General features: G+C 34.0%; 13 protein-coding genes. 5 read left to right on the top strand and 8 right to left on the bottom strand.

The features are described 5' to 3' along the window. Positions 1-10: 10 nt before the first annotated feature. The 8 genes from MJQ71_RS08480 to MJQ71_RS08515 form a co-directional block, all read right to left on the bottom strand. Complete coding sequence (locus MJQ71_RS08480) at positions 11-1,744, bottom strand: tetratricopeptide repeat protein (protein ID WP_238806143.1); 1,734 nt, start codon at positions 1,742-1,744, stop codon at positions 11-13. A gap of 217 nt (positions 1,745-1,961) precedes the next feature. Further along, positions 1,962-2,870, bottom strand: a complete 909-nt coding sequence (locus MJQ71_RS08485; RefSeq protein ID WP_238806144.1) for a PstS family phosphate ABC transporter substrate-binding protein — start codon at positions 2,868-2,870, stop codon at positions 1,962-1,964. A gap of 162 nt (positions 2,871-3,032) precedes the next feature. Continuing rightward, the gene (locus tag MJQ71_RS08490) at positions 3,033-3,260 is read right to left on the bottom strand and encodes a hypothetical protein (RefSeq protein ID WP_238806145.1); all 228 of its coding nucleotides are present in this window, start codon (positions 3,258-3,260) and stop codon (positions 3,033-3,035) included. Further along, a complete protein-coding gene (locus MJQ71_RS08495; RefSeq protein ID WP_238806146.1) occupies positions 3,260-4,081 on the bottom strand; it encodes an energy transducer TonB in 822 nt (273 codons plus the stop codon). Before MJQ71_RS08495 ends, MJQ71_RS08490 begins: the two co-directional genes overlap by 1 nt. A 74-nt stretch (positions 4,082-4,155) precedes the next feature. Then, positions 4,156-4,710: a biopolymer transporter ExbD gene (locus tag MJQ71_RS08500; RefSeq protein ID WP_238806147.1), complete on the bottom strand. Its 555-nt coding sequence runs from the start codon at positions 4,708-4,710 to the stop codon at positions 4,156-4,158. A gap of 45 nt (positions 4,711-4,755) precedes the next feature. Further along, the gene (locus MJQ71_RS08505; protein WP_238806148.1) at positions 4,756-5,358 is read right to left on the bottom strand and encodes an ExbD/TolR family protein; all 603 of its coding nucleotides are present in this window, start codon (positions 5,356-5,358) and stop codon (positions 4,756-4,758) included. 101 nt (positions 5,359-5,459) lie between these two features. Then, positions 5,460-6,290, bottom strand: coding sequence for a MotA/TolQ/ExbB proton channel family protein (locus MJQ71_RS08510; RefSeq protein ID WP_238806149.1), 831 nt, complete (start codon positions 6,288-6,290; stop codon positions 5,460-5,462). Positions 6,291-6,676: 386 nt separating this feature from the next. Next, positions 6,677-8,290, bottom strand: a complete 1,614-nt coding sequence (locus MJQ71_RS08515) for a M28 family peptidase (protein ID WP_238806150.1) — start codon at positions 8,288-8,290, stop codon at positions 6,677-6,679. A gap of 151 nt (positions 8,291-8,441) precedes the next feature. On the opposite strand from MJQ71_RS08515, the gene recQ reads away from it, so the two are divergent. From recQ to MJQ71_RS08540, 5 genes are all read left to right on the top strand, one after another. Next, on the top strand, positions 8,442-10,580 hold the full coding sequence (gene recQ, locus MJQ71_RS08520; RefSeq protein ID WP_238806151.1) for a DNA helicase RecQ: 2,139 nt from the start codon (positions 8,442-8,444) through the stop codon (positions 10,578-10,580). A gap of 198 nt (positions 10,581-10,778) precedes the next feature. Further along, positions 10,779-11,690 (top strand): AEC family transporter, encoded by a 912-nt coding sequence (locus MJQ71_RS08525; protein ID WP_238806152.1) that lies wholly within the window; start codon positions 10,779-10,781, stop codon positions 11,688-11,690. A 41-nt stretch (positions 11,691-11,731) separates the two neighbouring features. Then, positions 11,732-13,045, top strand: a complete 1,314-nt coding sequence (locus MJQ71_RS08530; protein WP_238806153.1) for a cation:dicarboxylate symporter family transporter — start codon at positions 11,732-11,734, stop codon at positions 13,043-13,045. Positions 13,046-13,146: 101 nt separating this feature from the next. Next, positions 13,147-15,420, top strand: coding sequence for an NADP-dependent malic enzyme (locus tag MJQ71_RS08535; RefSeq protein WP_238806154.1), 2,274 nt, complete (start codon positions 13,147-13,149; stop codon positions 15,418-15,420). Positions 15,421-15,572: 152 nt separating this feature from the next. Then, on the top strand, positions 15,573-16,985 hold the full coding sequence (locus tag MJQ71_RS08540; protein WP_238806155.1) for an MBL fold metallo-hydrolase: 1,413 nt from the start codon (positions 15,573-15,575) through the stop codon (positions 16,983-16,985). Positions 16,986-17,012 lie beyond the last annotated feature (27 nt).

The raw sequence follows: 17,012 nt of genomic DNA on the forward strand, positions 1-17,012 counted from the left end.
TAGGATATTATTAATTTTTTGGTTGAATACCTCCACCTGATGCTCCATTTGGGGCATTATTATTAGGCGGTGTTGTTGTTCCTGGCGTGGCTGGTGTTGCTCCCGACATGCTCTGTAATACTTGTTGAGCTTTCGTATTAGTTGGGTCAAACTTCAAAGCCATGTTCATATATTCAGTTGCTTTTACTGTATCCTTCTCAATCAGTAAAGCTCTATAACCTAAATATCCATAAGCTTCTGAGAAATACTTGGCATTTTTCACATCAGCTTTCATTGCGTCAGTTGACAATTTAATATATTTGTCATAGTATGGAGCAGCTGAAAAAGTCGTATCAGTTGGGTTTCCATACTGTCTTGCACGAGCCTTTTGCATATAAGGAAATAACCAAGAATCTTTATATAATTCAATAGCTTTTGAATAAACAGTATCCGCTTTAACATAATCTCTAGAACGCATATAAGCATCAGCTAAATTATAATAATCAGGAGCTGTACCACCTTTTTTTGATGAGGCAATATTTTTCTCATAAGCTCCAGCCAATTTTATCCAGTTTTTGCTAGCTCTATAAATATTAGCAATTGCGGTTGAATAATCAAAAGTAGAATCACCTTTTTCAATTGCAATCTCCATGTTTGATACTGCTAAAGAGTCATTCAATTTTTTAGCTGCATCATCTTTAATACAAGCATAAGCACGGCCTAACATTCCCCAGTCAGAAGCTAAATGACGCTCTTTTGATGCTTGACCTAAAAACTCTAAAATATTCTTTGCTCCGTCAGCACATTCACCTTTTTCAGTTTGAATATACCCTTTCAAACGAAATTTAATTGGGTCTTTCTCTGTATCAAAAATTTGATTTAATATATTCAATGCTCCGTCATAATCCTTACTAGCAGTTGCTAATTTGATATAACGCAATTTTGCTGCTGGCGTTGCTTCGCTTTTATTTAAAGCTTGTTTTGCATTTTCAGCAGCTTGTGGAAATTTACCAAAAGTTGTAAATAATGAACTAAGGTAATAATATGCGGGAGCGTATTCTGGGTCAGCTTTAATTGCCTCGTTAAATTCAGTTTGTGCCTTCGGATAATTTTTACCTTGATACCAAACTCGACCCATCAATGTACGAATTTTAGCGGTTTTTTGACCCATATTCAAGGCATTTTCCAATGCTGTCATTGCAGCACCACCATCGTTTTTAATCAAATTAGCCATTGCTATTGCAATGTAATAATCAGGATTATTTTTAACTTTTTGGATGTCTAAACCAGCTTGAATATTAATTACAGCTTCTGCGGGGTCGTTGATTTTATCAGAAAGCGTATAAGCTTCTCCAATTCTAAATAATACGTCTGCGTTTTTATTTTTTGTGTCTTTTTTGATTAGGTCAAAATCAACTTTTGCACCAGCTCTATCACCCGAAAGTAATTTTACTGTTGCTAAACCTACACGGCAAAGTGGGTCAGGCTTCTTTGCATCAAGTGCAGTACCCTTGGCAAAAGCCTCTTTAGCCTGAACTAAATCAACTTGACCATCTTGCAAATTCAGGTAATAATAACCTAGATAAAAATAATTTTCTGCTGTGGGAGCAATAGATGCCAATTGCTTGAAAGTTGTCTCCGCAGCGTTGTATCGCTCAGCATCCAAATTTCTCAGTCCATCCTGCACAGTTTGTGCCATTGTTTGGAACGACAACGCCAGTATCGCAACCGCTGATACCGACAAAGATTTCAAAATCTTGTTCATTTTCACTCTAAAAGTTAGGTTTACAGATTCTTATGTTAATAAAAATTAAGCAAAGTTAAATAAAATGTCGTTTAGATAAAAAAATATTTTAACTTAGGATACTTTTATTCTTTTGCCGTTCATTCATTGAGACAAATTTTCACCCAAAAAGTAAATAAAATAAATGTTAATGTTTCGTTAATTGATGTATTTACTTACAAAATGCATTTAATTGAAATCAAGGTAATTTACCAATTGGTTTCTTTTCGAGATAAATTTCTCTATTATAAATATAGTATGGTAACAGACCCGATTTTTCGACAACTAGCTGACCAATTTGAGCACAACAAAAACGAATAAATGCACTCGCAAGCCCATAACCTTTTCTTGTGTGCAATATAATTTTTCTTTCAAATGGGTATTTTCTAGCTTTTAATGACGCTGTTGTAGGAGTATAATAATCCGCTGCTGTAGCATTTTCTTTGTTTGAAATACCAATAACTTTTACACTATTTATAAAATTTTGGCTTTTCGAATCATCAATATCACTAATCCAGTTTCCTCCAATAATTCCTATTGCATTCGTATTTTTCTTGATATATTCAATTACATCTTTATTACCATTCGCTGCAAAAATATTCGCTTTTTTAACATCTTTTATACCTAATTTTTGAATCATATAGTTCAAATTACTTGAACTGCTATTGTCAAAAACTAATTTCAAATCTGAATTACTTTTCCCTTCAAAAATATTTTTAAGCTCAGTTACAGTAAGCCGAGAAATAGTATTATCCAAATTAGTAATCAGTGCTACACCATCAAGAGCCATTTTTGCAGGCAAATATGGTATATTATTAGTTGTATAAAACTCTTTTTCACCGGCAGTTGCTTCTCTAGTAACAATTGCAATATTAGCTGAATCATTCATCATCTTTGCCATAGCTTTTTGCTCTGGAACATAGATTACATTTATTTTGGCTTTGGGATAATGGGCATTATAAGCCATCACTTCGGCTTCGACAATTGGTTGAAGAGATTCATCAGCGGCAATCGTGATTTCACCATCATTAGGTAAGTCTTGTTTTTCTTGTTGAGTACACTGCCATAAAGACATAGAAAAAAACAGTAAAAGAAATGATTTCTTCATTGAAGTAATTTTTATAGTTTAAGTTTGAACCTTTTGAATGAATATTGTCAGTTTATCATTCCAAGATAATCATTGAACGAAAATTTATCATAAAAAGTTGAGTGTAGCTATAAAAAATATGCCACCTCGTCCAAACGAAGTGGCATATTTTTATATTTTCGTTCAGTCTTGAGACGATTCTGATAAAGCTTGATACGCCCGCCAACCTCTAAATGCCCCATAAATCATAAGTAAAATACCCATGGCATAAGACATAACTTCAGTTAAAGGGACTAATAACCACTGTCTTTTAATGACAAAACCACCCATTACAATGTATGCAAGGCCAGTAAATGCCATTACATACGGTGTAATCTGACTAAATCTATTAGGTTTACGCTTTGGTAACATTATTCAAGAACGAATGAAATTGGCATCGTAAAGAAAACCCTTACACTACGTCCATTTTGTTTTCCAGGATTCCATTTTGGCATTGATTTCAATACACGCTGTGCTTCTTCATCACAACCAAAGCCGATTCCTTTTAAAATTTGAACATCTCCAAGGCTACCATCTTTCTCTACAACAAATTTAGCAAAAACTTTTCCCGAAACATTTGCTCTTTGAGCAGCAGAAGGATATTTAAGATTCTTACCAATAAAACTGTACATTTCCTTAATTCCACCTGGGAATTCAGGGTTTTGTTCTACAGTTGTAAAGATTTCATCTTCTTTAGGTTGTTCAATTTCTACAGCCCTAGGAGCTTCAACTGGTGGTGGAGCAGCTGCTACCTCATCAGATTCTATACCTTCTTTTGTTTCGTTAGAAATAACTGCTTTTTCAATTTGCTCAACTGGTGGTGGTGGCTCTTCATTCTTAACTTCTTCATCTGGCTTAGGTTCAGGAGGCAAGAATTTGATAGTTGCAACTTCAGGTGGCTTTTGTTCTGGTGGTGGTGGTGGTGGAAGTTCTAATGGTTTTTCTTCCTTTTTTTCCTCTTTCAGCTTGGTCAAATCGATTTCAACCGCAACTTCTTTTTTCGCTTTTGGCGTAATAGAAGCATAAAGCATTGGAGCACCCACAGCCGCCAAAAATGCAATCGAGCCATACAAAAGAGAGCGGTTGACCGTCTTTTTATATGTTTTTCTTAAATCATATGCTCCATACGCCTTATTACGGGTTTCGAAGACCATATCATCTAAGGTAACATTGACATTATTTTTAGGGTCCATATTTTATTTAATTTTATTCATTAAAAGACTATTCAGATTTGAGATGAAAAGTATTATTTAATGATTATGCTTAATTACTGTTTTGGAGAAGCTATTTTTTGCTTATAAACTTCTAACTCTTCTTTTGAAGGATCAACGATTGCATAACGTTCGCATTTAGTAATTGACATTTCATCCAAAATGTCAACAGTATTTTTATAGGTAGCATCATCCGTTGGTTTGATAACTACTGTAAAAATATTTTGGTCTAAAGCGTTCACTTTTGCTTTTAAAATAGCTGTACGAATCCCATCTTTTGAATAATCAGATTCCATCAACAATTCTGGTGTCAAATCCTTAGCCGCTTTTTGATGATAGAAAATACGGTTATCTTTACCCATCACAATTGTTATCGTATTTGATACTTTAATTTCTTGTGTTTCTGGTTTTTGAGTCTCGTCTTTATCCTTTTCAGGCATATTCAACTTCATCATGTTGGGCTTACTAAACGTGGTAGTGAATACAAAGAATGTAATCAGTAAGAACCCTAAGTCCACCATTGGAGTCATATCAACTCTCGCAGACTGCTTTTTGGCCCGTACCTTACCATCACCTTTGCCACTATCACTGGAGGTATCCATTTCTGCCATTGTAATACAATGTTTAGATTGTTTGTAACTATATTTTCACTGAACTTAGTTTGGAGCATTTTCAACTCCAGTAATTAACTGAAATTTATTAATATCTCTTTTTCCTAGTTCATTTAGTACTTGTTTTACTGCTGGGTAATTGGTTGTAGCATCACCTCTGATTGCCAATTTCGCTGATGGATTAACTTCTTTTAAATAAGTAGTAACCCAATCTCCCAATTCACTTTTAGTACTATCATTTGGAATACCTGCCATCACAACATTTAATTGGTCTTCAGGTGGTAAATTCAAATATTGCTTTAAACCAGCAATACTAATTCCGAAATCTGATAATTTTTCAAAGCTTTTAAGGTCTCCATTATTAACGGATACACCATATTTTTGGGCCATTCTTTGAAATAACTCACCACGCTCTTTAGCATTTGCAATACCAAAGTAATATTTTCCTTTTGGGTCGATACTAATAGTAGCTACATTATTTTCAGGAATCTTCGTTTGCGATATTGACGAAGGAGTATCAATTGTTACTGACTCTTGACCTTTAAATTGAGTGGTCATGATAAAGAAAGACAATAACAAGAATGCCACATCACACATCGCTGTCATGTCCATGACAGGACCTTTACGTTTTGGTTTTATTGCTGGCATAACTTCTAAATTATTTAGATTATATAAAATTAACGAACACGCAATGATAATGTTTTATAGTAAATGAATTTATAAAATCATCAGCATTTAATGTGTTTCAATTAGTTATGAGCAGCGAAATTTTGTTGGATGCTCATACCAATTTCGTCAATTTTGTATGTCAACTCATCAATTTTTGATGTAAAGAAGTTATACATAATGATTGAGATTGCTGAAGTACCGATACCAAGGGCTGTATTAATCAAGGCCTCAGAGATACCAGTTGCCAAAGCAGCAGCATCAGGGGCACCACCACCAGCTCCAAGAGCAGAGAACGCACGAATCATACCTAATACAGTTCCTAACAAAGCGATTAAAGTTGATACTGTTGCTAAAGTAGAAAGGATTGTAAGGTTTTTCTCTAACATTGGAAGTTCTAATGAAGTAGCTTCTTCAACTTCTTTTTGTAGAGCAGCTAATTTTTGTTCTTTGTCCATAGAAGCATCAGTTGTTAATAAGCTATATTTTCCAAGAGCTGTTTTAACTACATTACCTACAGAACCTTTTTGTTTGTCACATTCTTTGATTGCATCTGCAATATTGTTTGAATCTAATAACGAACGAACTTTACGTACAAAAGCATCGATATTACCAGTTCCAGTTGCTTTATTGATTGTAAAGAAACGCTCAATTGAAAATACTAATACGCAAAGGAAACAAGTCATTAAAATAGGTACAACTACACCACCACTATGGATTAGACCAAAGAAATCGCCTGGTTTTGGTTTGTGTTTTTCAGCATCTAAGAAGTGACTTGCATCACCCAAGATAAATACATAAGTTAAGATTGCAATTGCAAGAAGTACAGGAATTGTAAATGCTGGATTTAATCCACCGCCAGTTGACTGTTTTGCTGCTGCTTTTGCTGCAGGGGCTGCTGTCTTTTTTTCCATTAGATTTGAAAATTTTAGGGTTTTAAAAAGTTAAAAAATGTTTTTTGTTAAATAAAAGTTTAAAAAATTAAAAAAACGAGCTATTTCAAAAGAAAATATTGCCAATCCAGTTAAAGTATTATTTTTAATTTTTTGACAATTTTATAGAAAATCAGTGAAACAAAAAAGTATAAATACAATTAATTTTTAAGCATAAAATCAAGAATTGAACTTTTTTGAGAATAATTAAGTAAACAAAACTCCCATTGTTCTTTCTTAACTTTTTAGCTATCAAGCATTTAGCACGCTTTTAACATTAATATTATTAAAATGAAAACTAAAGATTTCGTTAATATTTTTTTTTGATAATATTTGAGCCGAATCTCGCTATATGAGCTTAAAACCCATTATTGTTTGTTACTGTCCACTTTTATTCTTTCTTCTCGGTTTACTAATTCCCAAGCGGTTTGGAAAACTAAACGTGAAATCTGCTGGTATTTTGGAAATAATATTTTCTCAACATCATCTCCTGGACGATGATAATCTTCATGTACTCCTGTGAAATAAAAAATTACGGGAATTTTATTTTTTGCAAAATTATAATGGTCCGAACGATAATAAAATCTGTTTGGGTCTTTTGGGTCATTAAAGGTATAATCCAAATCAAAATTAATATATCTTTTATTAACATCTTCACTGATTTGATGTAATTCAGACGATAATTTATCAGATCCAATCAGGTAAACATACTCTTCTTTTGGGGCATGTTGTTTGTCTATTCGTCCAATCATATCAATATTCAGGTCACAAACTGTCTTTGCTAATGGAATAATCGGGTCTTTATCAGTATAATATTGTGAACCGAGCAAGCCTTTTTCTTCACCAGTAACTGTCATGAATAAAATGCTTCTACGAGGCCCATTTCCTTCCTGTTTGGCCTTGGCAAATGCTTCTGCGATTTCTAATACAGCACAAGTTCCTGAACCATCGTCATCTGCACCATTATGGATTTGTCCGTTTTGAATACCAACATGGTCATAATGTGCAGTAATTAGTATAACTTCTTCTTTTTTGTCAGTACCTTCCAAAAATCCCATAACATTTTGGGTTTCTACTGGTACTTCTCCTCTTTCTGCTTTGATTGAAATAGTTGATTCTTTTAATTTACTTGCCGAACTCACACCACTTTCTGTTAGCTCTTCATTAATTTTTTCTAGTTTCTTTGCTTTAATTCCTAGCATTGCAGACGCCATTTCATTAGAGACGAAAAAAGTAGGATTCGAGGTTGCTTTTTCTGTTGATGCTGCTGAATTAAAATTCAATTGATTGAATCTTGAAAGTACAGCTTTTCGCTCAGCCGCCAATGACGAAAACTTTTGTGAATCATTGCCAGAAATCACAAAAAACATTTTTGCTCCATGATTTATAGCAATATTTATTTTCTTTTGTAGTCCTGCTCTTTCAATCCATTCAGATTTTTCGTCTCCTTTCGTGAAAAGATACTTTCCTGTTTTGTCTTTTGGTTCACCTTCAAAAAAAACAACTGCTTTTCCCTCTACATTGATATTTTTATAATCGTTATAAGAATCTTGTTCAATGCCATAACCAGCAAAAACTACTGAAATTGATTGTTCATCAGGAATACTTGTTAAGCCATTTGGAAAATAATCCTTAAAAAACTCTTTTTTCTGGTTGCCAATCTTAATATAGGCGTCTTTCCAACCTTTTTGGTATAAATTAAAGTATTGAAAATAACCTTTCCCACCATCTTTGTTTGGAGCAATAGCTTGAAGCCCTAGTTTGGCGAAATGATTTGCAATATAATTTGCAGCCTTCTTTTGTCCTTCTGAGCCAGTATCTCGTCCTTCCAAACTATCAGAAGCTATATAAGTAAGGTGTTTTCTTAAATCTTGAGCAGAAATTGTTGCAGCATACTGTGTTGACTTATCGGCTATATTTTGCTGCGAATAAGCAACTAAATTGGCTGATAAAAAGGATAATAACAAAAATCGTTTAGTCATTTGTTTTTGTTGGTTTTTATTGATGAATCGAATAAAGATGTATTATCACTACTTTTTATTCAAAAATATTTTCAGTAAAAATAATATCTTTTCGGTTTAGATTTATCTTTATACTACTAATTTTGCCAAAATTCCTTTCACTACTATCCTAATGACTAAAGAGCAAGTTCTAAAAAAATATTTTGGCTACGATAAATTTCGACCGCTTCAAGCAGAAATAATTGAAACAATTTTAGCAAAACAAGATTGCATGGTACTGATGCCTACGGGCGGCGGAAAATCTATTTGTTTTCAAGTACCTGCTTTAGTGATGGAAGGAATCACATTAGTTATTTCTCCCTTGATTGCATTGATGCACGACCAAGTTCAATCTTTGCAAGCCAATGGCGTGCCTTCAGCATTTTTGAATAGTTCTTTGACTTCTGTTGAGCAACGAACTATTGAAGAGAAATGCAAATCAGGTGAATTAAAACTTCTCTATATTTCACCTGAAAAACTGTTTTATAATGATTATCTGAATTTCATTAAAACCTTAACAATTAACCAAATTGCAATTGATGAGTCGCACTGTGTTTCAACTTGGGGTCATGATTTTAGACCAGAATACACCAAACTAAATATCCTGAAAGAAACATTTCCTGAAATTCCTGTTGTGGCACTCACAGCTACAGCCGACCGAGTAACTAGAAAAGATATTTTAACCCAATTGGGCGTTCCTGATGCCAAAGTATTTATTTCTTCCTTCGACCGTCCAAATCTCACTTTATCGGTTTTACCAGGAAGAAATCGGCTCAAAATTCTTCAACAATTTATTTCTAAACGCCCCAATCAATCAGGAATCATTTATTGTTTGAGTCGAAAAAACACGGAAGATGTAGCCGAAGGATTGCGAAAACTAGGAATTACAGCAATGCATTATCATGCGGGCGTTGATTCTAAAACTCGTTCAGAAGTACAAGATGCCTTTATTAAAGATGAGATTCAAGTAATCGTAGCGACGATAGCATTTGGCATGGGAATCGACAAATCTAATGTTCGTTTTGTGATTCATTATAGTTTACCTTCAAATGTTGAAAGTTATTACCAAGAAATTGGGCGTGCAGGACGTGATGGCATGAAATCAGACACTTTACTTTTTTATAGTTTCGGTGATATTATTACTCGGAAAGAAATGATTCAAAACTCTGAGTTGCCTGACGACATGAAAGAAGTACAGCTCGCCAAATTAGACCGAATGAAGCAATATGCCGAATCGGAGATTTGTAGGCGAAGAATTTTGTTAAGTTATTTCAACGAAGAGGCTCAAAACGATTGTGGAAACTGTGATGTTTGTCAAAATCCACCCAAAAAATTTGATGCTACTATTTTTGCCCAAAAAGCACTTTCTGCCATTGCACGAACTGAAGAAAAAGTGGCTATGGGCTTATTAATTGACGTTTTAAGAGGTTCTCAAAACAGAAGTATTTACGACAGAGGCTACCAAACGCTCAAAACTTTTGGCGTTGGTAAAGAACTAAAATACGAAGAATGGGCTGATTATATTACACAATTATTAAATTCAGGAATAATTGATATTGCATACGATGAGCGTCATTCGCTAAAACTCAATGCAATTTCTTGGCAAGTTTTGAAAGGAGAAAAAAAGGTTGATTTAGTGAGATTTGAGGCTTATGAAGCTAAAAAAGCTAGATTAGATGAAGAAACTCCTCGTGAAAAAACTAAAAAAGAAGTAATCAAAGATGCTTTATTTGAAAAACTTCGTGTGCTTAGGAAAAAAATTGCTGATGAACAAAATGTACCTCCATTTATTGTATTTTCCGATGCTACACTTTCGGATATGGCTCAGAAGCGACCAATCAATAGATTCCAAATGATGGCTGTTTCAGGCGTGGGTGAACAAAAATTTAATCAATACGGGGAAGAGTTTATCAATGAAATTTTAGATTTTACAGGCAAAAACCCAAGCTTTGGTCGCCCAAAAGCAGAAAAAGGAATGACTTATCTTGAAACATTTGAAATGTATAAAACTGGGCTTTCAATCGAAGAAATGGCAATAAAAAGGGTTCTAAATCCTGTAACAATTATTAGTCATTTGGTCAAACTTTATCAAGATGGACAAGACATTGACTTAAAACAGTACATTATGACTTATGAATATAATCAGATTATTGCGGCCGCAATGAAAATAAATATTCAAAAGGGGGATGCACTAAAACCACTTTTCGAATCACTAGAAGGCGTTTATGATTATGGAAAATTACGAATTGCTTTAGCTATTTGGGAAAAATAACTTCAAGTATTATCTATTTTGTACTAATTTCAAAAGGCTAAACTTTTTTAGAATCTTTGGTCAATTCCATTCTCTAAACTTCGCTATTGTGTGTTTTAGCCAATGAAAAATTGATATTTCAATTAATTTATTACCAAACATTTTCTTAACTTTCCGAAAGCTGCTTATTTTCTAAAAAAAACGCAAAGTTTATCATCAATGTCAAATTTACTTTTACTCTTTATTTGTCTTTTTTTAGGAATAGTTTTACAAAAAATCAAAGGATTTCCAAAAGACGCTTATTTGGCACTAAATTCTTTCATTATTTATGTTTGTTTGCCAGCTTTAACATTACTTTATACAACCGAAATTCACTTTCAACAAAATCAGGCATTACCTATTTTAATGCCATATATATTGTTCGTTTCTTCATTTATTTTCTTTAAAATTTTAGCTCCAATTTTCAATTTTGATAGAAGTACCACTGGTGCATTAACAATTACGGCAGGCATAAGCAGCATTTCATTTGTTGGATTTCCAATTTTTGAGCTGCTGTACGGAAATGAAGGCTTGAAAATTGGTATTTTGATGAGTCAAGCTGGTTCGTTTGTTGTTTGTGGAACATTAGGAATTATGACGGCTTCTTACTATTCTTCATCCAACCCAACGGTTAAGAATATTTTCAAGAATATGTTTACATTTCCTCCATTTCTAGCCTTTTGTATTGCCTTAATTATCAATATTTTAGATTTTCATTTTCCTAGTTTTATTAAAGAAATTTTGCAAAAAACTGGTAGTCCATTTACTGTTTTAGCCTTGGTTTCTGTTGGATTACAGATTAAATTTAATCTTAAAAAGTTTGCAGAAAAGCCATTGTTAATTGGTTTATTTTTCAAACTATTCCTCGCTCCTTTGATAATCTTTCTAATATATCTTATCTTGCTTAAAGAAAATACGTGGTTAGGCAAAATATGTGTAGTTGGGGCAGGCCTTGGGTCAATGAATACGGCCACCATTATTGCAATTAATCATCGCTTAAACCCAGAATTAGCGAGTCTCATGGTAGGCATTGGGATTCCTTTATCATTAATTTCGACCATTTTGATACACTTTTTGTTACGTTATTTTTAACAAAACCAACCTCCTAAACTAAACATAAACCTATTTATTTAATGAAAAAATTATTTACTAACCTTACATTTTGGGTACTGACCGCCATCGTTTGTGGTATTTTATTAGGTCATTATAACCCAGAATTCGCTTTACATACTTTATTTGAGAAAGGTTTCAAGCAAAACTTAGTAATTTCAGAATTTGAAATAAAAAATACATTTAGCGAGTTTTTGAGTAGTATTTTTATCAGTACCGTCAAACTTTTTATAAATCCAATTATATTTTTAACCATTACTTTGGGAATAATCTCAATGGGTGATTTAAAAAAAGTTGGAAAAGTTGGGGCAAAAGCATTGTTATATTTTGAAGTTGTCACAACTGTTGCATTAATTATTGGAGTCGTTGTAGCCAATATTATTCGTCCAGGCGATGGCGTTGTTACAGATAATATAAAAGGAGGCGATATTTCAAAATATACTAAAAATGCCACCGAATTTAGTTGGATGAAATTCTTTTGGGACAATGTTACACTACAAGTTTTGGTAGTAGCCATTGTTTTAGGAATTGTTTTAAGCAATTATTCTGGACGCCAAAAAGTTGTTGATTTTCTCGCCCCAATCTCAAAGAAAGTTTTTTGGGCGTTGCACAAAGTAATGCTTTTTGCTCCAATTGGTGCTTTTGGTGGGATGGCTTTTACTATTGCAAAATATGGTATCAAAACGCTGCTTCCACTTGCCAAATTAATGGGTACAGTTTATACAACAATGGCAATTTTTGTATTTGTAGTGCTGTATTTTATTCTTCGATATTATAAAATCAGTCTTTGGAGTTTTCTAAGATTTATTCGAGAAGAACTACTTATTGTTCTTGGGACATCATCTTCAGAAGCAGCTTTGCCTTCATTAATGGAAAAATTAGAAAAAATGGGCTGTTCAAAGTCCGTTGTTGGCTTGGTTGTTCCAGCGGGTTATTCTTTCAACCTTGATGGTACAACGATTTATCTTTCTATGGCGGTAATTTTCTTGGCACAGGTATTCAATGTTCACCTTGATTTACAACAAATGCTGACAATTATTGGTATTTTGATGGTTACATCAAAAGGAGCTGCGGGAGTTACAGGCAGCGGATTTATAGTTTTGGCGAGTACACTTACGGCTCTCAAAGTAATTCCAGTTGAAGGTTTAGCCCTACTTTTAGGCGTTGATAGATTCATGTCTGAAGCCCGTGCTATTACAAATTTTATCGGTAACGGCGTTGCAACAATTTGGATTTCAAACAATGAAAACGAATTTGACAGAAACAAAATGGAACTAGCTTTTGCTCATGTAGCCGACTTTGAGGATATTGTTAAAGATAATCTCAAAAATGAATAAATGATTCAAAATCAATCCAAAACTCAAAAAAAGTAGAAATTTCTGTTACACTAAAATCTTTCTGCTTTACCTTCGCATCATCAAACAAACTTTATTCGAAAATGAGTAAGCAAAACTTAAAAGAAGAAGCCCTACATTATCACGCAAAAGGGCGTCCAGGTAAAATTGAGGTAATTCCGACCAAAGAGTATGCAACACAAAAAGATTTATCATTGGCATATTCTCCAGGAGTTGCTGACCCTTGTATGGCAATTTTTGAGAATCCAGAAGATGTTTATAAATACACTGCGAAAGGAAACCTCGTAGCAGTTATTTCAAATGGTACGGCTGTTTTGGGCTTGGGTGATATTGGCCCAGCAGCAGGAAAACCAGTGATGGAAGGAAAAGGGCTTTTGTTTAAAATTTACGCTGATATTGATGTTTTTGACATAGAATTAAATACAAAAGACGTTGACGAATTTGTACGAACAGTTAAAATTCTTGAACCAACTTTTGGTGGCGTAAATTTGGAAGATATTTCTGCCCCAGAATGTTTTGAAATTGAAGAACGATTAAAGGCTGAATTAAATATTCCTGTCATGCACGACGACCAGCATGGAACAGCCATTATTTCGTCAGCGGCTTTGTTGAATGCCCTTGAATTGATCGACAAAGATATTTCAACAATCAAAATTATTATCAATGGTGCGGGTGCGGCGGCTATTTCTTGTACTCGTTTGTACAATGCTTTAGGTGCGGACAAGAAAAATATGTTTATGTTCGATAGTAAAGGTTTGATTCATCCAAGTAGAACAAATCTTGATGGTAAAAAAATTGAGTTTGCCAACGATAATATGCCAGCAGAAACAACTTTGGCAGAAGCATTAGTAAATGCTGATGTATTTATTGGACTTTCAAAAGGCAATATTTTATCGCAAGATATGGTAAAATCCATGGCTAGAGATGCGATTGTTTTTGCGATGGCTAATCCAACACCCGAAATTTCGTACGAAGAAGCAACTGAAGCCCGTAAAGATATTATAATGGCAACTGGCCGTTCAGATTATCCAAATCAAGTGAACAATGTTTTAGGATTTCCTTACATTTTCCGAGGTGCATTGGATGTTCGTTCGAAGGTTATCAATGAAGAAATGAAATTGGCCGCCGTTAGGGCTTTAGCCGATTTAGCTAAAAAACCTGTTCCTGATAGTGTAAATTTAGCTTATGGAGAAACAAACCTTTCGTTTGGACGAACTTATATTATTCCTAAACCCGTTGACCCACGTTTGTTAACAACAGTTGCTCCTGCGGTTGCTAGAGCTGCAATTGAAAGTGGCGTTGCAAAGTTTCCAATATCAGATTGGGAAGCTTATGACACCCAATTATCGAAACGTTTAGGTTTAGATAATTCGCTCAAAAAGGTAATTACAAATAAGGCAAAATTAAATCCGAAACGTGTAGTTTTTGCAGATGCAGAAAACTTGGCTGTGCTGAAAGCAGCTCAGGAAGTGCAAGACGAGAAAATTGCAACCCCTATTCTTTTAGGAAATGTTGCTAAAATAACAAAGTTATTAGAGGATAATTTCATTGATTTGCCTTACGCCGAAATCATTGATTCTCGCTCAATTGAGCAAGAAGAAAGATTAGCAAAATTCGGAGCGATTTTCTACGAAAAACGTAAACGTAAAGGTTACAACCATTTTGAGGCTACACAATTGATGCGAAACCGAAATTATTTCGGAGCAATGATGGTTGAAACCGGCGAAGCTGATGCAATGATTGGCGGTATGACAAGAAATTATCCTGAAACTATTCGTCCTGCTTTACAAATTATTGGTCAGCAAGAAGGCGTTAAAAAAGTTTCTGGGATGTACATTTTGATGAGTCGTTTTGGCCCACTTTTCTTGGCTGACACGACCGTAAATTTCAATCCTACCGTTGATGAAATCGTTGAAATTACAGAATTAGCAGCCAAAGAAGTTGAGAAATTCAATATCAAACCTCGCATTGCTCTATTGACATATTCTAATTTTGGAAGTGCCAATGGAGATGATGCAATCAAAATGCAAAAAGCTGTCGCTATTTTGAAGGATAAACATCCAAATATGGTTGTTGATGGTGAAATGCAAGCACATTTACCATTTGACATAGAGTTATTGAAAGAAAATCATCCATTTAGTGATTTAGTTGATGGAAGAGCGAATACCTTAATTTTCCCTAATCTTTCATCTTCAAATATCGCTTACAATATTGTGAAGGAAATTGCTAATATTGATAAAATTGGACCTATTTTGCTTGGAATGAAAAAACCAGTTCACGTTTTACAACTCGGTAGTACGGTACGTGAAATAGTCGATATGGTTGCTATCGCAGTGGTAGAAGCCCAAGGAAAATAAGGTAAAACACCTATCAAAACCATGCGAGCTTCCATGTCTTGCATGGTTTTTTTATATAAAACAAACTATATTTGTTACTGAAATGTTGATTTATAAATACACAAAAGTATGCATTTATAGACATTTTATTCAATAAAATACTTTCATCAACAATGATTATCGAACAAATTTACACAGGTTGCTTAGCTCAAGGAGCATATTATATTGAATCAGAAGGAGAAGTAGCAATTATTGACCCACTGCGAGAAGTACATTCTTATATAGCTAAAGCTGAGAAAAATAATGCTAAAATAAAATACATTTTTGAAACACATTTTCACGCAGATTTTGTTTCGGGTCATTTGGAATTATCAAAAAAAACAGGAGCTAAAATTGTCTATGGCCCTAATGCAAATCCAACCTTTGATTGTATTTTAGCCAAAGATGGTCAACTTTTTGAGATTGGTAAAATCAAAATAAAAGTCATCCATACTCCTGGACACACAATGGAATCGTCGTGTTTTTTATTAATCGACGAAAATAATTTAGAAAATTGTATTTTTACGGGAGATACCCTTTTTATTGGAGATGTTGGCCGCCCTGATTTGGCTCAAAAATCAAATCTAACAATTCAAGATTTAGCTGGATTTCTCTATACTTCGCTACACACAAAAATAATTTCATTGCCTGATAATTTGATTGTTTATCCTGCTCACGGTGCTGGTTCGGCTTGTGGGAAAAATATGAGCAAAGAAACTTTTGACACACTCGGTAATCAAAAAAAATCTAATTATGCTTTGCAACCACAGTCAAAAGAGCAATTTATTAGCAACGTAACCAACGGACTAACGCCTCCGCCCTACTATTTCCCGAAAAATGTCTTGATTAATAAAACAGGTGCTAAGTCAGTTGAAGATGTAAAAACGAGTGTACAAGCACTTTCACCAGAAGCTTTTGAAGTTGCAGTAAATGAACTCGGAGCTGTAATGATTGACACTCGTTCTGCCCAGATTTTTAAAGATGGTTTTATTCCAAACTCAATTAATATTGGTATAAAAGGTGATTTTGCACCATGGGTTGGTACTCTCATTACGGACATCGAACAGCCCATTTTGTTTATTGCCGATGAAGAAAATATTGAAGAAGTAATCACTAGATTATCAAGAGTTGGCTACGATAATATCATCGGCTATTTAGATGGTGGATTGAAAAATTGGATTGAAAAAGGAAAAGAAACAGACACAATTGAATCAATTTCGGCTGAAGATTTTGCAAAAATATTTACAAAAACTGAAGGGAATATTTTAGTTAAAGACGTAAGAAAAGAATCTGAATACACAGCCGAACACGTTGATAATGCAGAATGTGTTACGTTAGCTTATTTGAGTAATAATATGGAGACTTTTTCAAAAAAAGAAATAAATTATCTTTACTGTGCAGGTGGTTATCGCTCAATGATTGCCGCTTCAATTTTGAAATCACGTGGCTTTGATAACGTTATTGATATTTCTGGTGGATTTGCTGCTATTGCAAAAACTAATGTTCTTCGCTCAAATTTTGTGTGTCAATCTAAGTTAAAAGTATAAATTTTGCCGATATAAAAACAAAAATTA

The organism is Emticicia aquatica, assembly GCF_923079645.1.
GTDB classification, from domain to species: Bacteria; Bacteroidota; Bacteroidia; order Cytophagales; family Spirosomataceae; genus Emticicia; species Emticicia aquatica.